The 24,713-nt window shown below is 33.9% G+C and carries 11 protein-coding genes, 2 tRNA genes and 6 rRNA genes; 7 read left to right on the forward strand and 12 right to left on the reverse strand.

Translation table 11 applies throughout. The annotated features are described in order from the left end of the window. Nucleotides 1–3: 3 nt before the first annotated feature. A complete protein-coding gene (locus tag NJU99_RS10985) occupies nt 4–894 on the reverse strand; it encodes a hypothetical protein (protein ID WP_254575956.1) in 891 nt (296 codons plus the stop codon). 106 nt (nt 895–1,000) lie between these two features. Between NJU99_RS10985 and cmoA the strand changes: the two genes are divergently transcribed. Genes cmoA through NJU99_RS11015 form a run of 6 tightly spaced genes read left to right on the forward strand, consistent with a single transcriptional unit; the run spans nt 1,001 to nt 6,423 of the window. Beyond that, nucleotides 1,001–1,711 (forward strand): carboxy-S-adenosyl-L-methionine synthase CmoA, encoded by a 711-nt coding sequence (gene cmoA, locus NJU99_RS10990; RefSeq protein ID WP_254575957.1) that lies wholly within the window; start codon nt 1,001–1,003, stop codon nt 1,709–1,711. Nucleotides 1,712–1,722: 11 nt separating this feature from the next. After that, entirely contained in the window at nt 1,723–2,226 is a 504-nt protein-coding gene (gene bcp / locus NJU99_RS10995) for a thioredoxin-dependent thiol peroxidase (protein WP_254575958.1), read from the forward strand. Between the two features lie 14 nt (nt 2,227–2,240). Then, entirely contained in the window at nt 2,241–3,284 is a 1,044-nt protein-coding gene (locus tag NJU99_RS11000; RefSeq protein ID WP_254575959.1) for a plasminogen-binding N-terminal domain-containing protein, read from the forward strand. After that, nucleotides 3,284–4,672: an FAD-binding oxidoreductase gene (locus tag NJU99_RS11005; RefSeq protein ID WP_254575960.1), complete on the forward strand. Its 1,389-nt coding sequence runs from the start codon at nt 3,284–3,286 to the stop codon at nt 4,670–4,672. The genes NJU99_RS11000 and NJU99_RS11005 overlap by 1 nt, the downstream gene beginning before the upstream one ends. A 6-nt stretch (nt 4,673–4,678) precedes the next feature. Further along, nucleotides 4,679–5,476, forward strand: a complete 798-nt coding sequence (locus NJU99_RS11010; RefSeq protein ID WP_254575961.1) for a YihY/virulence factor BrkB family protein — start codon at nt 4,679–4,681, stop codon at nt 5,474–5,476. Then, entirely contained in the window at nt 5,473–6,423 is a 951-nt protein-coding gene (locus tag NJU99_RS11015) for a hypothetical protein (RefSeq protein WP_254575962.1), read from the forward strand. Before NJU99_RS11010 ends, NJU99_RS11015 begins: the two co-directional genes overlap by 4 nt. A 228-nt stretch (nt 6,424–6,651) precedes the next feature. Here the strand turns inward: NJU99_RS11015 and rrf (NJU99_RS11020) are convergent. From rrf (NJU99_RS11020) to NJU99_RS11070, 11 genes are all read right to left on the reverse strand, one after another. Then, a 5S ribosomal RNA gene (gene rrf, locus NJU99_RS11020) occupies nt 6,652–6,767 on the reverse strand. A 149-nt stretch (nt 6,768–6,916) separates the two neighbouring features. After that, nucleotides 6,917–9,831, reverse strand: a 23S ribosomal RNA gene (locus tag NJU99_RS11025). 338 nt (nt 9,832–10,169) lie between these two features. Then, nucleotides 10,170–11,686, reverse strand: a 16S ribosomal RNA gene (locus tag NJU99_RS11030). Between the two features lie 911 nt (nt 11,687–12,597). Continuing rightward, nucleotides 12,598–12,713, reverse strand: a 5S ribosomal RNA gene (gene rrf, locus NJU99_RS11035). A gap of 149 nt (nt 12,714–12,862) precedes the next feature. Then, nucleotides 12,863–15,777: ribosomal RNA gene (locus tag NJU99_RS11040) — 23S ribosomal RNA — on the reverse strand. Between the two features lie 281 nt (nt 15,778–16,058). Continuing rightward, a tRNA-Ala gene (locus NJU99_RS11045) sits at nt 16,059–16,134 on the reverse strand. A gap of 42 nt (nt 16,135–16,176) precedes the next feature. Then, nucleotides 16,177–16,253 (reverse strand) — tRNA-Ile (locus NJU99_RS11050). A gap of 119 nt (nt 16,254–16,372) precedes the next feature. Continuing rightward, nucleotides 16,373–17,889 (reverse strand): 16S ribosomal RNA (locus NJU99_RS11055). The 16S, 23S and 5S rRNA genes sit together here with 2 tRNA genes alongside, the layout of an rRNA operon. 353 nt (nt 17,890–18,242) lie before the next feature. Then, entirely contained in the window at nt 18,243–19,580 is a 1,338-nt protein-coding gene (locus NJU99_RS11060; protein ID WP_254575963.1) for an HlyD family type I secretion periplasmic adaptor subunit, read from the reverse strand. Beyond that, a complete protein-coding gene (locus tag NJU99_RS11065; RefSeq protein WP_254575964.1) occupies nt 19,581–21,773 on the reverse strand; it encodes a type I secretion system permease/ATPase in 2,193 nt (730 codons plus the stop codon). An 8-nt stretch (nt 21,774–21,781) separates the two neighbouring features. Beyond that, nucleotides 21,782–23,437 (reverse strand): TolC family protein, encoded by a 1,656-nt coding sequence (locus NJU99_RS11070; RefSeq protein ID WP_254575965.1) that lies wholly within the window; start codon nt 23,435–23,437, stop codon nt 21,782–21,784. Between the two features lie 181 nt (nt 23,438–23,618). Between NJU99_RS11070 and NJU99_RS11075 the strand changes: the two genes are divergently transcribed. After that, nucleotides 23,619–24,707, forward strand: a complete 1,089-nt coding sequence (locus NJU99_RS11075) for a glycosyltransferase family 4 protein (protein ID WP_254575966.1) — start codon at nt 23,619–23,621, stop codon at nt 24,705–24,707. The last annotated feature ends 6 nt before the right edge of the window (nt 24,708–24,713 follow it).

Raw genomic sequence — 24,713 nt, forward strand, 5'->3', positions numbered from 1 at the left:
TATTTAAAATTCATTTTCATAGTAATAATAATCTAGAATCTCATCTTTTGCAAGTTCATCATATAGATACATTTTTTCTACTAAGTTTTTTTTCTTTATAATTCCCTTATATAAATATCCATTTTTTTCTATATAAACCAAATAATTACCTTTTTTCAAATATCCTTGTATTTTTGGCTTAATTTTTAAAACTTCTAAATCATTAAAGTTTACAATTTCCCAAGTTCCTGTATTTAAGACTATTGAATCAGTTTTTAAATCATATTCACTTAAAGTCCCCATATTACCACTTGATGACTCTGTCAAAATCAAAGCCTTTGTTTTAGAATATTTATTTAATAAAAGAATATTAGATTTCTTGTTTTTTTCCAAAATAAACTCATCAAGACTTCTAAAATATTTTTCCTTTCTTTCTTTACTAAAATTTATAACTTTTTCATTATAAAAAATAAAACTATTTTTTATATACTTTATTGAAATTTCATAAATCTTAGAATTACCACTAAATATTTTATTATGAAAAGAAGCATTTCTCATTTTAATGTATTCAATTTCTATATCATTATAAGAAGACTTTGAAAATAAGATATTATCATTTAGTTCAAATTCCCTCTCACCTAGGATAGGATCATCCTTTAAGATGAAATTATCATTTATTAAATCAAAAGATTTTAAAATTAGGTTTCCATTTTTTTTGATAAACACATTTTTAACTACAAAAATATTTACACCATTATTTATGTATTCAAAAGAGATATCATACATAGGTAGATTAAATAAATTTTCTATATTTACTCTTATTTCTTTTTCAAAAATATCATCAATAGCATATAGACTTTTAAATGATAAAAATATACTAAGAAAAAAAGAAACTAGTTTTATTTGTATTTTCATTAAAACTCCAATCTATATAAAATAATATTATATTGTATTTTTTAATAAATTAGAAGCATATAAATATTTTTATCTAGATTTATAATAATTTAGATAAAATATCCCTATGGTAGATAAAGTATTTGAAAAATCAATAACAAAACAATTTGAGTTCGATGAAGATGTTGCATCAGTATTTGATGATATGCTAAATAGGTCAGTTCCTTTTTATAAAGAAATGCAAAGATTATCTATAAACTTTGCTTGTAACTTTTTGGAAGAAGATGACAAGGTATATGATTTAGGCTGTTCAACTGCCTCAACACTTATAGAGTTATCAAAACATTGTGAAAAAAATTTAAACCTTATAGGTATAGATAACTCAGAAGCAATGCTTAGTCGTGCTTCAAAAAAAGCAAAAGCTTTTGGTGTGGATATTGATTTAATAAACGCAGACTTACATGACGTTTCATATAAAAATGCAAAACTTATACTTTCAAACTATACACTTCAATTTATAAGACCACTTCAAAGAGAAAAATTAGTTAAAAAGATTTATGATTCTTTAGAAAATAAAGGTATTTTTATATTTAGTGAGAAAGTTATCTCTGCAAACCCTACTTTAAATAAACAATCAATTGATGAATATTATGAGTTCAAAAAAACTCAAGGGTACTCAGAGTTTGAAATAGCTCAAAAAAGAGAAGCATTAGAAAATGTCTTGATACCATATACAGAAGATGAAAATAAACAAATGATAAAAGATGCTGGTTTCTCACATTGTGAGACGATATTTAAATGGGTAAACTTTGCCACATTTATAGCAATAAAAGAATAAAGGATAATTATATGTTAGAAATAGGAACAAAAGCACCTGATTTTTGCGCACTAAACCAAGATGATATTGAAATTTGCTCAAGAGACTTAAAGGGTAAATGGATTGTTTTATACTTCTATCCAAAAGATATGACTCCTGGTTGTACAACACAAGCTTGTGATTTTACAGAAGCACATCCCAAATTTGACGATTTAGATGCAGTAATTTTAGGTGTAAGTCCTGATGATGCAGCAAAACATAGAAAATTTATAGAAAAAAAAGAGCTATCTATTACGCTATTAGCAGATGTTGATAAGAAAATGTGTGAAGACTACGGCGTATGGCAACTAAAAAAATTCATGGGTAAAGAGTTTATGGGAGTTGTTAGAAGTACATTTATTATTACCCCAGAGGGTGAAATAGCTGCTATTTGGGAAAAAGTAAATGTAAGAAAAAAGAAAACTGTAAAAGGTGAAAAAATAGAGATTGTACATGTAGAAGAAGTTAGAAAAAAACTTCAAGAACTACAAGCATAAATTTAGGAAATAAAATGAATAGACTTTTAAACAAAATTACAATTATTGGTTCATCTTTACTTTTAAGTGCAACACTTGCAAGTGCCGAAACAACAGTTTGTTATAAAGATAAGTGGAATACACCTTCAACAATTGAAACTACAAAACTTGATGGTGGTTTATGTGAAGGAAAATTTTCAGTAAAAGATATGGAAGAAAAAGGTTGGAGAGTATTAGATATAAAAATTGACTCAAACCAAAACTCTTTAAGTTATAAATATTTACTTACAAATGACAAACTAACAAAAAAAGAGATAAAAAAAGTTGATACAAATGAAAATACTCAAAAACTTTCATATCAAGCTTTTGGTGTAAAAATTGATAATATCAAAGACAATAAAACAGTAATTGATATTGGGAACTTAATAGTTGGTCAAAGTGGAGTCGTTATACATCTTCACGACAGAGATAAAAGACTTATAGTTGCAAATGCAAAAGTTATAAGCTCTGATGACACAAGTTCTACTGTAGAGTTTAGTAAGTTTAATGATATAAAACAAGATGCTTTACCAACTTCAAAAAGAGAAGTACAAAAAGGTGATATTTTAGCACTTAATTATCTTTACACTTCATCAATGCTAATAGCTCCAAATCAAGAAGCATTCCAAATTGTAAGAGAAAACTTCAAATACAATAATTTTTTACACTCAGATGTATTTGCAGCGCAACTTAAAGTAAATGAAGAAGCATTACCTTCTAAAAAGTCTATTCAAGAATTTGCAATCAAACAAAACCTAAGAACTATATTTATAGTTATTGAAAATAAAGTATATGTAGTAGATGTAAAAACATTTAAAACATTAACAAATTATGATATTAACTACAATTCTTCAAAATCTGAATTACCATTCTATACAAGAATTGAAGATATAGAAGATGCTCCTTTAGATTTTGACTTTAGTTTTGATTTATCTATTTTAAACTTTTTATTAGATGAAGAAGACAAGCTTGATGAAAAAAAATCATCTAAAACTAATAGTTATGAAGACTATTATAAAAATATTTTAGGAATTAACTAATGATAGAAAAAGAACATTTAGATTATTTAACATCTATTGTTGGAGAAGAAAATGTAAAAGCTGACAAAGCTCACTTAATTGCTTATTGTTATGATGCAACAAGAGAGAGATTTGAACCAGATGCAGTAATTTTCCCAAGAGACGAACAAGATATTTCAAAAATCTTAAGATTTTGTAATGAAAACAAAATAGTAATTGTACCAAGAGGTGCAGGTTCTGGATTTACAGGTGGAGCATTACCATCAAATGGTGGTATTATTTTATCACTTGAAAGACATATGAACAAACTATTAGAAATTGATATGGAAAATATGGTTGGTGTAGTTCAACCAGGACTTATTAATATGGATTTTCAAAAAGCAGTTGAAGAAGTTGGATTATTTTATCCACCAGATCCAGCAAGTGAAAACTACTCAACTTTGGGTGGAAATGTAAGTGAAAACGCAGGTGGTATGAGAGCTGCAAAATATGGTATTACAAAAGATTATGTAGTAGCATTAAGAGCTGTTTTACCTAATGGTGAAATAATTAAAGCAGGTAAAAAGACTATTAAGGATGTTGCAGGATATAACACAGCAGGTATCTTAATAGCAAGTGAAGGAACATTAGCAATAATCACAGAAATCACTTTAAAATTAATTCCAAAACCAAAATTTAAACAAACATATATGGGTGTATTTCCAGATGTGAATAAAGCTATGAATGCAGTATTTAAATCACTTGCAGCAGGAGCTAATCCTGTAGCAATGGAATTTTTAGATGCTTTAGTTATTAAAGCATTAAAAGAGAAATTTCCTCAAGTAGAGCTACCTGAAAATGCAGGTGGTATTTTAGTTGGAGATGTTGATGGTTCATCACAAGCAGAAGTTGACTCACAAATTCAAACATTAAAAGAAGCATTTGCAAAATTTGGTTCAGTTGGTTTTATTGAAGCAAAAGATGAAGCACATGGAAATTCACTTTGGTTTGCAAGAAGAAATGCAAGTCCTGCAACAATGATTTATGGAACAAAAAAACTAAATGAAGACATTTCAGTACCTAGATCAAAACTTCCGGAAGCATTAGATGCTATTTATGCAATTGGTGAAAAGTATGGCTTTAATGTACCATGTTTTGGACATGCAGGAGATGGAAATATCCATGTAAATGTAATGGTAAAAGACAAAACAAATCCAAAAGAAATGGAAGATGGGCACAAAGCGATTGAAGATATATTCCAAATGGTTTGTGACATGGGTGGAACTTTATCAGGAGAACATGGCATTGGCTTATCAAAAGCACCATTTATGAATATAGCTTTTAATGAAGCAGAAATTGAACTATTTAGAAGTATTAAAAAAGCCTTTGATCCAAATAATATTTTAAATCCATTTAAAATGGGACTTTAATGACAAATGAATAGTAAAGATAAAAAAGATAGCTTAACAAAAAAGATAATATCAAGAATTGATTCATTTTTTAATGATGATACAACATATTACGCAGCTAGTTTAAGCTTCTTTACTATCTTTTCTATTCTTCCCATAATTGCTTTACTTATAGCAATTATTTCAAGCTTTCAAGAATTTCAAGCCTATATAGATATATTTATTGATTATATATTTAATATTATAAATCCAACACACTCAGCAGATATTGTAACAACACTAAAAGACTATATTTCAAATTCTAGTAAATTGGGTTGGTTAGGAATAGTTTATATGTTATTTGTATTTATTATGTTCTTTAAAGACTATGAGTATATAGTAAATAAAATTCACAAATCAAAAAGAAAATCAATACATTTCTCTTTTATTTTCTATTCTTTATATTTAGTTATGCTACCTATAATATTTGCAGCACTAAATATAGTAACAGCTTTCTATGACAATAATATTCTAAATATAATTTTTTCATATTTATTTTCGTGGCTTATTTTTTATTCACTATTTAAATATAGTGTAAATAGATATATAGATGATAAAGCAGCACTAATATCATCCCTTGTAACCCTTATTATTTTGTCAATAACTAAAAACCTATTTGTATATTATGTTATTTATAATAAAACATACACTACAATATATGGTTCTTTAGCCACACTTTTATTTACATTTTTTTGGATATATATATCTTGGATAATATATTTATATGGAATAAAAATGTGTCATAAATTAAACATACAATATCAAGCAAGAAAGAGTAATACATGAAAAAAAAGATTTTATTAAGTATTTTAACAGCAAGCACTTTATCTTATGCAAATCAAATAGATAATAAAACCTTTTTAGATGATTTTATAGAAAACACAAATGACTTTAGAGAAACTATTCATTCATCGATAATAAACACATCAATAAAGGTAGATAACTACTTCTTTGAAGACACAGTTGATAATCTAGACTATCATAATGCCTATGGTTTATTAGAGTTCTCAGCTTCACAAAATCAACATGAAAGCATAGTTCTTGATCAAAGGGTAAAAATTAAACTAAAACTTCCAAGACTAAAAGAAGCTATACATTTAGAAATAGAAACAGATGAACAAAGAGATACTATTGATAATGTAGAAAACAAAACATCAAACAGTAAAAACGATGATGTAAGTTTAGCTTTAGGCTATTATAAAACACTTAGAAACAAAATAAATCTAAAAACAAAAGTTGGTCTAAAAATAAAATCTAAACTTGATCCATTTATAAAAATAGAAGCAAAAAGAACTTTTGAAAATCCAAACAGTAATTATATATATACATTAAGTCAAGCATTTAAATACTCAAATTTAAATGATTTAGAATCAACAAGTTATTTTAAGATAGATAGACCTTTAAATGAAACATTATCAGCACATAATTTCTATCAACATTATTTGCAATCACAGAAAAAAAATGATAGTGAATTCTATAGTTCAATCTATTTAGATCAAAAACTAACGAATAAAGACTATATAAGATACACAGCAAATACAAACATAAATAATATAGATTCAGATATGAAAGTAAAAAGATATGCCTTAAAATTAAAATATAGACATTTTATAAAAAAGTGGTTATATCTAGATACAGTTCCAGAGAACTATTATAGTAGAGAACAAGATTTTAAACCAAGATACGCAATAAGATTTAACCTTGGTATGTATTTTAATAAAGATTCATACTAATAAATACTTAGAGTAGTATTCTCTCTTAGCATGAGCCTTTTATAAACTAAATAAATCAACTTCGTATGCATGTAAAGTAAATAAGAAAGTAATAGGAAGAAGAATAAAAGAATATGTAAAATAAAAATAGAAGAATGGGGGCTAAAAAATTCAGCTAAAAAAAAAGCTTCTATCTAAAGGAACTTTAGAGAAGTTCAAATAGATAAAAGCTTAATAAATATACTCAAGAGCTGGCAGCGGCCTACGTTTCCACAAGTGAAACCTGCAGTATTATCAGCGATGAAGTGCTTGACTTCCAGGTTCGGAATGGGGCTGGGTATTTCCACTTCTCTGTAACCACCAGCAATATGAGTATAAAAAGTTCTAAATAAACTCTTTATACTCACATTAGGTAATGAGTGTAAAGATAATGTTAAAGTCTTAATGAATGAAACAATTCACACATTTATCAAGTATGCATATACTTAATAAGATAGTAAACCAAGAAATATATTAAAAAAAGCCAAACGATCTATTAGTACTAGTCAGCTAAACGTCTTACAACGCTTACACACCTAGCCTATCAACCAGCTAGTCTTGCTGGGATCTTCAGGGAAAGTTCATCTTGAAGTTGGCTTCGAGCTTAGATGCTTTCAGCTCTTATCACATCCGTACATAGCTACCCAACGATGCCCTTGGCAGAACAATTGGTACACTAGTGGTACGTTCATCCCGGTCCTCTCGTACTAGGGACAAATCTCCTCAACTTTCCTACGCCCACGGAAGATAGGGACCGAACTGTCTCACGACGTTCTGAACCCAGCTCGCGTACCGCTTTAAATGGCGAACAGCCATACCCTTGGGACCTGCTCCAGCCCCAGGATGCGATGAGCCGACATCGAGGTGCCAAACCTCCCCGTCGATGTGAGCTCTTGGGGGAGATCAGCCTGTTATCCCCGGCGTACCTTTTATCCTTTGAGCGATGGCCCTTCCACACAGAACCACCGGATCACTATGACCGACTTTCGTCTCTGTTCGACTTGTATGTCTCACAGTCAAGCTAGTTTATGCCATTATACTCAACTGGCGATTTCCATCCGCCATGAACTAACCTTTGTAAGCCTCCGTTACTTTTTAGGAGGCGACCGCCCCAGTCAAACTACCCACCAGACATTGTCCTAGTAGAGGATAACTCTACGTAGTTAGTAACTCAAATATTCAAGGGTGGTATCTCAAGGATGGCTCATCATATACTGGCGTCTATGAATCAAAGCCTCCCACCTATCCTGCACAAGAATATCCAAGCTACAGTGTCAAGCTGTAGTAAAGGTGCACGGGGTCTTTCCGTCTTTCCGCGGGTAGGAGGAATTTTCACCTCCACTACAATTTCACTGGATCCCTGGTTGAGACAGCTCCCATCTCGTTACGCCATTCATGCAGGTCGGTATTTAACCGACAAGGAATTTCGCTACCTTAGGACCGTTATAGTTACGGCCGCCGTTTACTCGGGCTTCGATCAAATGCTTCGATAAATCTAACATCATCAATTAACCTTCGAGCACCGGGCAGGCGTCACACCTTATACATCCACTTACGTGTTAGCAAAGTGCTGTGTTTTTGGTAAACAGTCGGGAGGGACTCTTTGTTGCAACCTCTTTAGCTTTCGAGAGTAAATCTCTATACCAAAGTAGGCACACCTTATACCGAAGATACGGTGCTAGTTTGCAGAGTTCCTTAACCAGGGTTCTTCCACGCGCCTTAGAATACTCATCCCACCCACCTGTGTCGGTTTACGGTACGGGCAACAAATAATATACTTAGTGGCTTTTCTTGGCACGACAGTATCATCGATTCTCTATCTCCTCCGAAGAGTGTCAAGAGCCTGTAAGATCTCGGCCTAATGTAACCCGGATTTGCCTAAGTTACAGCCTACGTCCTTCGACCCACTATTCCATCAGTGAGCTCGATTAACTCTATGCGTCCCCACATCGCGCTTATTTGTTGGTATTGAAATATTAATCAATTTGCCATCGTCTACCCCTCTCGGACTCGACTTAGGTCCCGACTAACCCTACGATGACGAGCATCGCGTAGGAAACCTTGGGTTTTCGGCGAAGAGGATTCTCACCTCTTTTATCGCTACTCATGCCTGCATGCTCACTTCTATCCGCTCCAGCGCTCCTTGCCGGTACACCTTCAACGCTGAATAGAACGCTCTCCTACCACTCAGATAAATCTGAGTCTAAAGCTTCGGTGCATATCTTAGCCCCGTTATATTTTCCGCGCAGAATCACTAGACCAGTGAGCTGTTACGCTTTCTTTAAAGGATGGCTGCTTCTAAGCCAACCTCCTGGTTGTCACAGTAACTCCACATCGTTTTCCACTTAGATATGACTTTGGGACCTTAGCTGTTAGTCTGGGTTGTTCCCCTCTCGACATAGGATTTTATCACCCTACGCCTGACTCCTGTGATTACACATATAGTATTCATAGTTTGATAGGGTTTGGTACCGCGGTAAGCAGCCCTAGCCCATTCAGTGCTCTACCCCTATATGCTACTACACAAGGCTATACCTAAATATATTTCGGAGAGAACCAGCTATCACGAAGTTTGATTGGCCTTTCACCCCTATCCACAAGTCATCCGAGGACTTTTCAACGCCCACCGGTTCGGTCCTCCACTGGCTCTTACACCAGCTTCAACCTGCTCATGGATAGATCACTTCGTTTCGGGTCTGCAGCATCTGACTAATTCGCCCTATTAAGACTCGCTTTCGCTACGGCTTCGTACTTGACTTAACCTTGCCAGACACCACAACTCGCAGGCTCATTATGCAAAAGGCAGTCCGTCACCCTGATAAATCATAGGGCTCCGAATGATTGTAAGCTAATGGTTTCAGGTTCTATTTCACTCTCCTCACTGGAGTACTTTTCACCTTTCCCTCACGGTACTTGTTCACTATCGATCTGTAAGTAGTATTTAGGATTAGAGGGTGGTCCCCCTAGATTCAGTCAAAATATCACGTGTTCCGACCTACTCAGGATACCAATAAAGTCATTGAAGATTTTAAGTACAGGAGTATCACCTTCTATGCTATAGCTTTCCAACTATTTCCTCTATCTTCTTTGATCTTATATCTTGGTCCTACAACCCCCTATGCAAGCATAGGGTTTGTCCTAATCCGCGTTCGCTCGCCGCTACTAACGGAATCTCATTTGATTTCTCTTCCTCCGGTTACTGAGATGTTTCACTTCACCGGGTTCGCCCACTTTGCAGTGTAATATATATCTCTATATACTGGGTTGTCCCATTCGGAAATCTACGGATCAAAACTTCTTGACAGTTCCCCGTAGCTTATCGCAGTCTAGTACGTCCTTCATCGCCTCTTACAGTCTAGGCATCCACCATTAGCCCTTAATAGCTTATTTTTTATGTTGATAAAGTAATTTACATTACTTCACCGTTTGAATAATTATTCCTTGGCTACTATCTTATTAAATATATTACTATATTCAATAAAAAAGTTGTGTTTTAAAAATTGTTTCTTATTTTAGTTCATATTTAAACTTTCATTTAAATATTCGCTAGAAAAATTTTAAGACTTTAACATTATGTTTTTAAATATCATATCCTTTATTATCAAATAAAGAATGTTTAAAGATTATAAATAATCTTTATAAACCGAATATAGAAAAGGTCGATATTCCCTTTTTTTACTAACTTTGTTAGTTTCTGAGATAAGAATCGAATCTTATCTCTTTCTCTGAAAGGAGGTGATCCAACCGCAGGTTCTCCTACGGTTACCTTGTTACGACTTCACCCCAGTTACTGAATCCACTGTGGAGGGTAGCTACTTTAGCATTCCCGCTTCGAATGAGTTCAATTCCCATGGTGTGACGGGCGGTGAGTACAAGACCCGGGAACGTATTCACCGTAGCATTGCTGATCTACGATTACTAGCGATTCCAACTTCAAGTAGTCGAGTTGCAGACTACTATCCGAACTGGGAGATATTTTTGAGATTTGCTCCACGTCACCGTATCGCTGCTCTTTGTATACCCCATTGTAGCACGTGTGTAGCCCTGGACGTAAGGGCCATGATGACTTGACGTCGTCCTCACCTTCCTCCTGGTTACCCAGGCAGTCTCGTTAGAGTTCTCAGCCGAACTGTTAGCAACTAACGACGAGGGTTGCGCTCGTTGCGGGACTTAACCCAACATCTCACGACACGAGCTGACGACAGCCGTGCAGCACCTGTATATAAGCTTCTGCAAGCAGACACCTCATAATCTCTTATAAGTTCTTACTATGTCAAGTCCAGGTAAGGTTCTTCGCGTATCGTCGAATTAAACCACATGCTCCACCGCTTGTGCGGGTCCCCGTCTATTCCTTTGAGTTTTAATCTTGCGACCGTACTCCCCAGGCGGTACACTTAATGTGTTTACTGCATTACTGCAAGGTCTAGCCTCACAACAACTAGTGTACATCGTTTAGGGCGTGGACTACCAGGGTATCTAATCCTGTTTGCTCCCCACGCTTTCGCGTCTCAGCGTCAATAATGTTCCAGTAGATCGCCTTCGCAATCGGTATTCCTTCTGATCTCTACGGATTTTACCCCTACACCAGAAATTCCATCTACCTCTCCCATATTCTAGGTTAACAGTTTTCAAAGCAGTTCTATGGTTGAGCCATAGGATTTCACTTCAAACTTATTAACCCGCCTACACGCTCTTTACGCCCAGTGATTCCGAGTAACGCTTGCGCCCTCCGTATTACCGCGGCTGCTGGCACGGAGTTAGCCGGCGCTTATTCATATAGTACCGTCATTATCTTCCTATATAAAAGGAGTTTACGCACCGAAATGTGTCATCCTCCACGCGGCGTTGCTGCATCAGGGTTTCCCCCATTGTGCAATATTCCCCACTGCTGCCTCCCGTAGGAGTCTGGACCGTGTCTCAGTTCCAGTGTGACTGATCATCCTCTCAAACCAGTTAGGCGTCATTGTCTTGGTGAGCCATTACCTCACCAACTAACTGATACCGTACAGGCCGATCCTAGAGCTATAAATATTTCCCTTGCAGACTTTTGTCTTAAAGGCATATAGAGTCTTAGCATTCGTTTCCAAATGTTATCCTCTTCTCTAGGGCACATTACCTATATATTACTCACCCGTGCGCCACTTAGCTGACAGTTATAGCAAGCTATAACCCGTTCTCGTTCGACTTGCATGTGTTAAGCACGCCGCCAGCGTTCACTCTGAGCCAGGATCAAACTCTCCATAAATGAAGTATTTGAAACTGACAATTTTTGTATTAAATTACAAAATTATCACTCAAAATGCTTTTTACTTTCGTAAAAAACTTAAATAGACAAGAATTGTATTTCTTGTTTTTTATATCGTTTATTCTATATTCGGTTTATAAAAATTACTTCTTATTAACCTTCTGTTTTTAAAGATCATAATCTCTTTTAGAACTTCTTGTCGTTCCTCTGAAATTGGATGGGAATTATAGACAAATATCTCTCGCTTGTCAAGCGATTTTTCTAAATTAAAGCTTAAATTTTACAAATTGTCATTTAATTTAACTATTATTATTAAAGTAATGCATAAACACAATATATATATTGTTTATTAAAATAAATTTAAATTGTTTCTGTTTTATATTTTGAATTATTCTTTAATTTCTTTATAAAAAAAGGCAATTTTTTTACTTTGTTTGTGTTTATTTTTGATTTTTTGAGAATAAGATAGTGATTTCTTTAGAAAATCATAGAAAAGAATTTTCAAATTTGTATTTTTCTCTTTTAATTTATCTATCAAAGTAAAAAACTACTCATTTTTTATTAAAAAAATCTAAGTATTTTTATAAATTTATTCATTGAAAGTAGATAAAAATCTATAAATACTATGTATTTTTAAATAGACTTTCTAGATTTTACATAAGAGAGATGAGTCATTTTAATTAAATAATAATAATATTGCAGAAATATGTAAATATAAAAGAGAAGAGTTCTTAGAGCGATGGTACAGTTGCATGTAAAGTAAATAAGAAAGTAATAGGAAGAAGAATAAAAGAATATGTAAAATAAAAATAGAAGAATGGGGGCTAAAAAATTCAGCTAAAAAAAAAGCTTCTATCTAAAGGAACTTTAGAGAAGTTCAAATAGATAAAAGCTTAATAAATATACTCAAGAGCTGGCAGCGGCCTACGTTTCCACAAGTGAAACCTGCAGTATTATCAGCGATGAAGTGCTTGACTTCCAGGTTCGGAATGGGGCTGGGTATTTCCACTTCTCTGTAACCACCAGCAATATGAGTATAAAAAGTTCTAAATAAACTCTTTATACTCACATTAGGTAATGAGTGTAAAGATAATGTTAAAGTCTTAATGAATGAAACAATTCACACATTTATCAAGTATGCATATACTTAATAAGATAGTAAACCAAGAAATATATTAAAAAAAGCCAAACGATCTATTAGTACTAGTCAGCTAAACGTCTTACAACGCTTACACACCTAGCCTATCAACCAGCTAGTCTTGCTGGGATCTTCAGGGAAAGTTCATCTTGAAGTTGGCTTCGAGCTTAGATGCTTTCAGCTCTTATCACATCCGTACATAGCTACCCAACGATGCCCTTGGCAGAACAATTGGTACACTAGTGGTACGTTCATCCCGGTCCTCTCGTACTAGGGACAAATCTCCTCAACTTTCCTACGCCCACGGAAGATAGGGACCGAACTGTCTCACGACGTTCTGAACCCAGCTCGCGTACCGCTTTAAATGGCGAACAGCCATACCCTTGGGACCTGCTCCAGCCCCAGGATGCGATGAGCCGACATCGAGGTGCCAAACCTCCCCGTCGATGTGAGCTCTTGGGGGAGATCAGCCTGTTATCCCCGGCGTACCTTTTATCCTTTGAGCGATGGCCCTTCCACACAGAACCACCGGATCACTATGACCGACTTTCGTCTCTGTTCGACTTGTATGTCTCACAGTCAAGCTAGTTTATGCCATTATACTCAACTGGCGATTTCCATCCGCCATGAACTAACCTTTGTAAGCCTCCGTTACTTTTTAGGAGGCGACCGCCCCAGTCAAACTACCCACCAGACATTGTCCTAGTAGAGGATAACTCTACGTAGTTAGTAACTCAAATATTCAAGGGTGGTATCTCAAGGATGGCTCATCATATACTGGCGTCTATGAATCAAAGCCTCCCACCTATCCTGCACAAGAATATCCAAGCTACAGTGTCAAGCTGTAGTAAAGGTGCACGGGGTCTTTCCGTCTTTCCGCGGGTAGGAGGAATTTTCACCTCCACTACAATTTCACTGGATCCCTGGTTGAGACAGCTCCCATCTCGTTACGCCATTCATGCAGGTCGGTATTTAACCGACAAGGAATTTCGCTACCTTAGGACCGTTATAGTTACGGCCGCCGTTTACTCGGGCTTCGATCAAATGCTTCGATAAATCTAACATCATCAATTAACCTTCGAGCACCGGGCAGGCGTCACACCTTATACATCCACTTACGTGTTAGCAAAGTGCTGTGTTTTTGGTAAACAGTCGGGAGGGACTCTTTGTTGCAACCTCTTTAGCTTTCGAGAGTAAATCTCTATACCAAAGTAGGCACACCTTATACCGAAGATACGGTGCTAGTTTGCAGAGTTCCTTAACCAGGGTTCTTCCACGCGCCTTAGAATACTCATCCCACCCACCTGTGTCGGTTTACGGTACGGGCAACAAATAATATACTTAGTGGCTTTTCTTGGCACGACAGTATCATCGATTCTCTATCTCCTCCGAAGAGTGTCAAGAGCCTGTAAGATCTCGGCCTAATGTAACCCGGATTTGCCTAAGTTACAGCCTACGTCCTTCGACCCACTATTCCATCAGTGAGCTCGATTAACTCTATGCGTCCCCACATCGCGCTTATTTGTTGGTATTGAAATATTAATCAATTTGCCATCGTCTACCCCTCTCGGACTCGACTTAGGTCCCGACTAACCCTACGATGACGAGCATCGCGTAGGAAACCTTGGGTTTTCGGCGAAGAGGATTCTCACCTCTTTTATCGCTACTCATGCCTGCATGCTCACTTCTATCCGCTCCAGCGCTCCTTGCCGGTACACCTTCAACGCTGAATAGAACGCTCTCCTACCACTCAGATAAATCTGAGTCTAAAGCTTCGGTGCATATCTTAGCCCCGTTATATTTTCCGCGCAGAATCACTAGACCAGTGAGCTGTTACGCTTTCTTTAAAGGATGGCTGCTTCTAAGCCAACCTCCTGGTTGTCACAGTAACTCCACATCGTTTTCCACTTAGATATGACTTTGGGACCTTAGCTGTTAGTCTGGGTTGTTCCCCTCTCGACATAGGATTTTATCACCCTACGCCTGACTCCTGTGATTACACATATAGTATTCATAGTTTGATAGGGTTTGGTACCGCGGTAAGCAGCCCTAGCCCATTCAGTGCTCTACCCCTATATGCTACTACACAAGGCTATACCTAAATATATTTCGGAGAGAACCAGCTATCACGAAGTTTGATTGGCCTTTCACCCCTATCCACAAGTCATCCGAGGACTTTTCAACGCCCACCGGTTCGGTCCTCCACTGGCTCTTACACCAGCTTCAACCTGCTCATGGATAGATCACTTCGTTTCGGGTCTGCAGCATCTGACTAATTCGCCCTATTAAGACTCGCTTTCGCTACGGCTTCGTACTTGACTTAACCTTGCCAGACACCACAACTCGCAGGCTCATTATGCAAAAGGCAGTCCGTCACCCTGATAAATCATAGGGCTCCGAATGATTGTAAGCTAATGGTTTCAGGTTCTATTTCACTCTCCTCACTGGAGTACTTTTCACCTTTCCCTCACGGTACTTGTTCACTATCGATCTGTAAGTAGTATTTAGGATTAGAGGGTGGTCCCCCTAGATTCAGTCAAAATATCACGTGTTCCGACCTACTCAGGATACCAATAAAGTCATTGAAGATTTTAAGTACAGGAGTATCACCTTCTATGCTATAGCTTTCCAACTATTTCCTCTATCTTCTTTGATCTTATATCTTGGTCCTACAACCCCCTATGCAAGCATAGGGTTTGTCCTAATCCGCGTTCGCTCGCCGCTACTAACGGAATCTCATTTGATTTCTCTTCCTCCGGTTACTGAGATGTTTCACTTCACCGGGTTCGCCCACTTTGCAGTGTAATATATATCTCTATATACTGGGTTGTCCCATTCGGAAATCTACGGATCAAAACTTCTTGACAGTTCCCCGTAGCTTATCGCAGTCTAGTACGTCCTTCATCGCCTCTTACAGTCTAGGCATCCACCATTAGCCCTTAATAGCTTATTTTTTATGTTGATAAAGTAATTTACATTACTTCACCGTTTGAATAATTATTCCTTGGCTACTATCTTATTAAATATATTACTATATTCAATAAAAAAGTTGTGTTTTAAAAATTGTTTCTTATTTTAGTTCATATTTAAACTTTCATTTAAATATTCGCTAGAAAATTTTAAGACTTTAACATTATGTTTTTAAATATCATATCCTTTATTTCTAAAGAACATTTTGGTTATTAAAACCAAATATAAATTCAATTCTTATTGAACTTATATTTAGTTTTCAAATGGTGGAGAATAGCGGGATCGAACCGCTGACCTCCTGCGTGCAAGGCAGGCGCTCTCCCAGCTGAGCTAATTCCCCATCTGTTTTAATCTTTAAAAGTTAATTTCAAATAGATATAAATGGTGGGCCTACCAGGACTTGAACCTGGGACCTCACGATTATCAGTCGAGCGCTCTAGCCAGCTGAGCTATAGGCCCATTATTACCTATCTTTTAAAGTAATCTTTATAAACCGAATATAGAAAAGGTCGATATTCCCTTTTTTTACTAACTTTGTTAGTTTCTGAGATAAGAATCGAATCTTATCTCTTTCTCTGAAAGGAGGTGATCCAACCGCAGGTTCTCCTACGGTTACCTTGTTACGACTTCACCCCAGTTACTGAATCCACTGTGGAGGGTAGCTACTTTAGCATTCCCGCTTCGAATGAGTTCAATTCCCATGGTGTGACGGGCGGTGAGTACAAGACCCGGGAACGTATTCACCGTAGCATTGCTGATCTACGATTACTAGCGATTCCAACTTCAAGTAGTCGAGTTGCAGACTACTATCCGAACTGGGAGATATTTTTGAGATTTGCTCCACGTCACCGTATCGCTGCTCTTTGTATACCCCATTGTAGCACGTGTGTAGCCCTGGACGTAAGGGCCATGATGACTTGACGTCGTCCTCACCTTCCTCCTGGTTACCCAGGCAGTCTCGTTAGAGTTCTCAGCCGAACTGTTAGCAACTAACGACGAGGGTTGCGCTCGTTGCGGGACTTAACCCAACATCTCACGACACGAGCTGACGACAGCCGTGCAGCACCTGTATATAAGCTTCTGCAAGCAGACACCTCATAATCTCTTATAAGTTCTTACTATGTCAAGTCCAGGTAAGGTTCTTCGCGTATCGTCGAATTAAACCACATGCTCCACCGCTTGTGCGGGTCCCCGTCTATTCCTTTGAGTTTTAATCTTGCGACCGTACTCCCCAGGCGGTACACTTAATGTGTTTACTGCATTACTGCAAGGTCTAGCCTCACAACAACTAGTGTACATCGTTTAGGGCGTGGACTACCAGGGTATCTAATCCTGTTTGCTCCCCACGCTTTCGCGTCTCAGCGTCAATAATGTTCCAGTAGATCGCCTTCGCAATCGGTATTCCTTCTGATCTCTACGGATTTTACCCCTACACCAGAAATTCCATCTACCTCTCCCATATTCTAGGTTAACAGTTTTCAAAGCAGTTCTATGGTTGAGCCATAGGATTTCACTTCAAACTTATTAACCCGCCTACACGCTCTTTACGCCCAGTGATTCCGAGTAACGCTTGCGCCCTCCGTATTACCGCGGCTGCTGGCACGGAGTTAGCCGGCGCTTATTCATATAGTACCGTCATTATCTTCCTATATAAAAGGAGTTTACGCACCGAAATGTGTCATCCTCCACGCGGCGTTGCTGCATCAGGGTTTCCCCCATTGTGCAATATTCCCCACTGCTGCCTCCCGTAGGAGTCTGGACCGTGTCTCAGTTCCAGTGTGACTGATCATCCTCTCAAACCAGTTAGGCGTCATTGTCTTGGTGAGCCATTACCTCACCAACTAACTGATACCGTACAGGCCGATCCTAGAGCTATAAATATTTCCCTTGCAGACTTTTGTCTTAAAGGCATATAGAGTCTTAGCATTCGTTTCCAAATGTTATCCTCTTCTCTAGGGCACATTACCTATATATTACTCACCCGTGCGCCACTTAGCTGACAGTTATAGCAAGCTATAACCCGTTCTCGTTCGACTTGCATGTGTTAAGCACGCCGCCAGCGTTCACTCTGAGCCAGGATCAAACTCTCCATAAATGAAGTATTTGAAACTGACAATTTTTGTATTAAATTACAAAATTATCACTCAAAATGCTTTTTACTTTCGTAAAAAACTTAAATAGACAAGAATTGTATTTCTTGTTTTTTATATCGTTTATTCTATATTCGGTTTATAAAAATTACTTCTTATTAACCTTCTGTTTTTAAAGATCATAATCTCTTTTAGAACTTCTTGTCGTTCCTCTGAAATTGGATGGGAATTATAGACAAATATCTCTCGCTTGTCAAGCGATTTTTCTAAATTAAAGCTTAAATTTTGGAATTTGTGGGTTTTTATCCTCTTTCTTTCTCTTTTTATTTAGTTTTACTAGGTTTTATTTGTGTACAACCTACCTTTCATGCATTGCATTTTCCTTTGTTTTCAAAATTGGCTTTAAAATATAGTCTAATATTGTCTTTTTTCCTGTTATAATATCTACGCTTGTGATCATTCCTGGTATTATTGGAAACCTTTCTTTATTCTTTTCTAAATAGTTTTTATTTGTTTTTATTGTTACCTTATAATAGCTTTTTTGATTTTTATCTTTTTCATCTATAATACTATCTGCTGATATTTCTGTAATACTTCCTTCTAAAGCTCCATATATTGAAAAATCATAAGCTGTTATTTTTACAATTGCTTTTTGCTTTGGGTTGATAAAAGCAATATCTTTAGGATCAATTTTTGCTTCAATTAATAAGATTTCACTTTGTGGTACTATTTCTATTAAATCCATTCCTGATTTAATTACTCCACCTACAGTATTTACATTTATTTGTTTTACTATTCCATTTACTGGTGAATGCAATATTGTTTTATCTACCTTATCTTTTTGCGCTACAATTTTTGATTCATATTTTTTTATTTCAGTATTTATCTTTTGAAGTTCATTTGATGCTTGGGCTTTAAATATTTTTGTTTTTTCAATTATTCTATTTTTCGCTTCTTGTATTGCATATTTTGCTTTTGGTATTTGAATATATGTAGTTTGTAAATCACCTTCAAGTTTTGCTAACTCTTTTTTTATTTTTAATAAATCTACTCTTGATCGTGAACCTTTATTTACCATTTTATTTATAGTTCTATATTCTTCTTTTACATATTTTAATCTTTTTTTCAATTGAACGCTGTCATTTTGCAATTCTTTTAACTCTTGTTCTTTTTGTTTTAATTGTATTTTAAATATATTAGATGTACTAATTAGTTCTTCTACTCTTGATAAAAAAAGTTTTCTATCATTTTGAATAAATTCTTCTACATTAGTTCTCAATTCTTTTGAGTATTCTAGTTTTTTAATATCTTTTGATATATCAACACTAGATTCAGCTTCCAATCTTTGCTGAGTAACTAAAAGATGATAGTATGTTTGTTTATTCTCTTCTAGTGATGCTTGAAACCTAGTAGTATCAATTTTCATCAAGGCTTGACCTTTTTTTACAATTGAACCTTCTTTTACTAGAATTTCTGAAATTAATCCACCATCTAAGCTTTGTATTTTCTTTATTTTCTCAGAAGGTATAACCTTTCCCTCACCTCTTGTTAATTCATCAACTTCTGCTAAATATGCCCACACAAAGGCTCCTACAAAAAAACAAACAATTATAAAGAAAAAAAGAATAATTTTTGGATTTAGTTCAGCATTTTTTTGAGAGTGTAATGTGTCTACAAAATTTATATCTTTTTGCATTTAAATCCTTTTAATTCTTGCAGTCTTTTTTACTTGTGTTTTTCCAAAAGAAGATATGATTTTTTCTTTTGGTCCATCTGCCACTACTTTTCCATCTTCTATAACTATCAATCTATCAACTAATGATAATAAAGAAGGTTTATGAGTAATTAGTAATAGCGTTTTATCTTTTATAATTGTCTCTAAACTTTTTTTGAATTTTGTTTCAGATAATTCGTCCATCATATTTGTTGGTTCATCTAATAGTAATATGTTTGGATTTGAAAGAATGGCTCTTGCAAGAGTAACTGATTGTCTTTCTCCACCGGATAGACCTTCACCTCTCTCCCCTACTATCAAATCATAACCTGCTTCATGTTTACCTAAAAAATCATGTACACCTGCTATTTTTGAAGCTTTTAGTATTTGCTCGTCACTTGCATATTGTTCTGCTATTGATATATTATCTTTTATACTTCCCATAAATAAAAAAGGTTCTTGAGGAACATAACCAATTGATCTTCTTAAATCAACTGGATCTATTTGTCTTATATCAGTGTTATTTACTATAACTGAACCCTTATCTGGTTCATATAGATTTAATAAAAGCTTTGCAAACGTAGATTTACCAGAACCAATTTTTCCTATGATCCCTACTTTCTCACCCTCTTTGATTGTAAGATTTATATTTTTTAGCACATTAAATTTTTGATCTTTATATGAAAACTCAATATCTTTAAATATGATATCTCCTTTTAAATCAGGTCTACTTAAAAAGTTTTTATTTGGATCTCTTTCAACAGGCATTTTCATAGTTTCATCAATATTTTCAAGAGACAGCATGGTTCTATCAAGCCTTATAATCATACCAACAATTTGAGACACAGGTCCAATAACTCTACTATTCAACATCATAGCAGCTATAATTGCTCCCATTGTTATTGTTCCTTCACTTGCTAGAATTACACCAAACGCTACTATTAATACTCCTGATAGTTGTGAAATAAAACCTACAAAATAAGTAACTATTTGTGATAAATAGTGAGATTTGTTTCCATAATAAGAAGTTTGAGAGATAGATCTTTCCCAATGAGTTCTCATTCTATTTAATGCTCTAACACTTTTAATGATTTCTAAACCTGTTACTGTTTCAGTTAAAACAGTCTGTTTTATTTGCTCTTCTTTTGCAGAATTTAAAATATTTTTTTTAATAGGTCTTTGCATAAACCAAGAAAATGTTATTGCTATTAACATAGTTGCTAAACTAACATATGCTAAATCTCCTCCTATATAAAAGATAACTCCTATAAAAAGTAAAACAAAAGGTAAATCAACAAAAGCAGTAATAGTTGCTGTAGTGAAAAATTCTCTAACACTTTCAAAGGATTGTAGTCTACTTACAAACATACCAGTAGAACTTGGTTTTGAATCCAGTTTAATATTTAACAGTTGATCAAATATCTTACTTGACATACGAATATCTGCTCTTTTTCCTGCTTGTTCGATAAAGTAGGCTCTAATTAATTTTAGTATTAAATCAAAAAACAATACAAAAACTATACCTACAAGTAAAACCCATAAAGTATCTATTGATTTATTTGGTAATACTCTATCATATACATTCATAGTAAATAAAGGAACAAATATAACAAAAATATTTATTAGAATTGCAGCTATAATTACTAATTTATAAATAGATATATTTTTTTTCATTGTTCTAAAAAACCAGCGTTTATTATCTTTTATATCTATATCTTTTTGTACTCTATTTTCAAAATTATAAGCTGGTTTTACTATCAGAAGGTTATTTGTATAAATCTGTTGAAGACTCTCAATAGAAATATGGGTTTCACCTTCATTTACATGTGGCATTATTAAAGTTACTATTTTATCTTTTTTATCTATATTTAAAACTACACAAGCTTTATTATCTTCTAAAATCATTACTGCAGGTAAAGCTTTATTGTCAATTTCTTCTATTTTTCTAGAAACTGCTTTTGTTATAAGTCCGATTTTTTTTGCAGCAGTTTTAAACATAGATGGAGTCATCAAAGAATCATGAATAGCAAGACCTGCTATCAATGACTCTTTTGAAGATGCTCTTTTATGGAATTTAGAAAGAAAAAATAAAGACTCTAAAAGTGTATCAATCTTTTTAGAGTCATCTTTTATTGAATCGAAATCTTCACTGAAATTTATATTTTTTTCACTCAATTGTTTACCTATTTAGATTTTTTTATAAAATATGAATTTGGAAACTTATAATCTAAACTCTCTTTTAATGAAACAGCGTTCTGTTTTCCTTTTATATTATAAGCAGCTAAAGTATATGAGGCTTTTGAATTTAATATAACTTTTAACTTTTGATTGTTTTTTAAATCGGTTTTAGTATTATCTAAAACATCTTGTGCTTTTTTCATAGTTGAATATGTATTTAAAAATAATGCATATTCATTTTCAACTGAAGTTTTTGGTGTAGATATTTGTGTCTCTAAAGTAGAAGACTCCTCTAAATTTAACTCTTCTTCCATATCTTTTAACTCATCTTTTTTAGGTTCTTCTTTAAAAAAGTCGTCTGCATCACATACTTGTCTTTGTGAATCAGATATAGTGTTTTGTAATGTTGACATTAATTTTAAGATTTTATAATATGATTGATACATATTAAATTGAGTGTTAATCAGTGATATTTTAGAATTGTATAAGTCTGCTTCAACATTTAAAACATCAATAAAACTTCTTGTTCCTGAATCAAATTGATCTTTATAGATTTCTATGATTTGCTTATTTTCTTCAATAAACTGTTTTAATTCAATTATTTGACTTTTTGAAGTTTGATAAGTATTAAAAGATGAAGTTAGTTGATCGATAATGTCTTTTGTCACGACATCAAGCTTAGCTTTAGATTCTTTAAGAAATAGCCTCTCTCTTTGAGATGCCTTCTCATCAGATAAACCATTAAAAATATTATATGTTAACTCTATTTTTCCTGTGTATCTTTTTGTTTCAGTTTCATCAGTGATAAGTTCATCATCATGAATAGCTTGAAGTTTAAATTTTAAAGTAGGTAAAAAGTTTGAATCTGTTTGAGCTAATTTTTCTCTTTGTTCTTTTATATTTTCTATCTGCTCTTTGATTTTATAATTTGAACTTAATGCAATAGTTTTTAAATCTTTTAAAGATGATGGAACTTTAGATTCATCAATACTTGGTCTACAAATTTCACCTAAAACTTTCATACCAACATTTTTATCAAATGAACTTTTTGCTAGATTGTAGTTATTTATTTCATCAAATAATTTATTTTTTGCATTATGAATTTTTGCTTTTGTTTGAACCTTATCTAAAATAGTACCGTTTATATCTTCTGTTTCTCTTGCAATTTGAAGATAATTATTATGAACTTTTATATTATCTTCAGAGATATTTATTCTTTCTTGCGACTTTACCATATTTAAATAAGAAATAATTCCATCTAATATAATATTTTCTATATCATCAGAGTTTTTATATTTATTAGACATATAAGTATATTTTGCACTCTCAATTTTACTTGAAGATAATCCTCCATCATAAAGAAGTTGTTCTAAATCAAGTCTAATATTATTTCCTGTTCTTGTTTCATTCGTATTTAATGTAGGAGACTTTTCTTTCTCTTTTATTTTTTCTAATGATGCTGTTAAATCTACCTTTGGATAGTAAGCTGTTTTTTCTTCATCAATATAATTTTTAAATGCATTATTATTTAGTGATTTTGAATATATATCTTGATTACTTTTTAAAGTATGCGAAACTACATCCTTTAAAGAAGTAGCTTCTCCAACACTAAAAAGCACCATTAATACAGGGATACCATAGATAAATCTATTGTTTTTCATCTTCTTTCCTTTAATTTAATAACGCAATTATATACTAAAAAGATAAAAAAATCAATAATTAATTTTAATTAAATTTATTAATTTATTATAAAATGCAACCAATTTGTAATTATTAATAATAAAAAAATAAGTTGAGTTATAGTAAAATTACATCATAATTTATTTTAGAGGAATTATTTTTATGTATGAGCTACCACTTTTAGGCTTTTTTTTGATAATTTTTACATATATGTCTATAAGAAAGTTTATTAACCTTGCTCCTAAGTTAAAACTTATTGACATTCCTAATCAAAGAAGCTCACATAAAAGTGTAACTCCAAGAGGTGCTGGAATAGTTTTTGGTACGACTTTTTTAATTTCACTTTTTTTATATTATCAAGGAGAAATTACACCACATCTACTGATTATTCTTTCAATTTTGATAGTTTTTATAGGTGGAGTAGTTGATGACATTTATACACTTAGTTCAAAAACAAAACTAGCATTTATAGTTTTGGCTGCAATAATTGCTTATTTTGATGGATATACTATTAGTAGTATTGGTACATATTTTGGATATGAACTTAACTTAGGAATTATTGCATTGCCATTTACACTTTTTGCAATAATTGCATTTACAAATGCTGTTAACTTAACTGATGGACTTGATGGACTTGCTTCATCAATTTCAATAATAATTCTTGCAGCTTTACTGACAATAGGAATTTTAAATAATGATACCATGCTTACAGTATGGCCAGCACTTTTAATATGTTCTGTCCTAGGTTTTTTGATACTAAACTGGTATCCAGCAAAAGTTTTTATGGGAGATAGTGGTTCCTTACTTCTTGGCTTTATAATTGCAATACTTAGTATAAAGGCTTTAGAATATGTAAATCCTGTAGCAATATTCTTTTTAGCAGCTGTTCCAATTTTAGATACTTTAGTTGTATTTAGAAGAAGAAGACAAAGAGGAAAATCACCCTTTGAAGCTGATAAAAATCACCTACATCATATACTTGATAATATCAAACAAAATAAAGCATTTACAGTAAAAATGCTTATTTTTATGCAACTAACATTTTCTTGTATGTTTCTACAATTATACAAGCAAGATGATGGATTAAATCTTTTAATATTTTTTCTACTATTTTTAATATTTTTTGATCTTTTTGACCCACGAGCTAGAAAAAGACCTAAAAATGCAAAACTGAAAAAAAAATACAAAAGATTAAAGAAAGAAAAAAAAGAAAATCAAAAACTTGAAAAAAAGCTTGAAAATATATCATAAAGAAGG

It is taken from the genome of Arcobacter roscoffensis (genome assembly GCF_024267655.1).
Lineage (GTDB): Bacteria > Campylobacterota > Campylobacteria > Campylobacterales > Arcobacteraceae > Arcobacter_B > Arcobacter_B roscoffensis.

Bases quoted from the DNA above. Each gene is read 5' to 3' on its own strand.
- NJU99_RS10985 (WP_254575956.1), bottom strand. From the start codon at position 894: ATGAAAATACAAATAAAACTAGTTTCTTTTTTTCTTAGTATATTTTTA.
- cmoA (WP_254575957.1), top strand. From the start codon at position 1,001: ATGGTAGATAAAGTATTTGAAAAATCAATAACAAAACAATTTGAGTTC.
- bcp (WP_254575958.1), top strand. From the start codon at position 1,723: ATGTTAGAAATAGGAACAAAAGCACCTGATTTTTGCGCACTAAACCAA.
- NJU99_RS11000 (WP_254575959.1), top strand. From the start codon at position 2,241: ATGAATAGACTTTTAAACAAAATTACAATTATTGGTTCATCTTTACTT.
- NJU99_RS11005 (WP_254575960.1), top strand. From the start codon at position 3,284: ATGATAGAAAAAGAACATTTAGATTATTTAACATCTATTGTTGGAGAA.
- NJU99_RS11010 (WP_254575961.1), top strand. From the start codon at position 4,679: ATGAATAGTAAAGATAAAAAAGATAGCTTAACAAAAAAGATAATATCA.
- NJU99_RS11015 (WP_254575962.1), top strand. From the start codon at position 5,473: ATGAAAAAAAAGATTTTATTAAGTATTTTAACAGCAAGCACTTTATCT.
- NJU99_RS11060 (WP_254575963.1), bottom strand. From the start codon at position 19,580: ATGCAAAAAGATATAAATTTTGTAGACACATTACACTCTCAAAAAAAT.
- NJU99_RS11070 (WP_254575965.1), bottom strand. From the start codon at position 23,437: ATGAAAAACAATAGATTTATCTATGGTATCCCTGTATTAATGGTGCTT.
- NJU99_RS11075 (WP_254575966.1), top strand. From the start codon at position 23,619: ATGTATGAGCTACCACTTTTAGGCTTTTTTTTGATAATTTTTACATAT.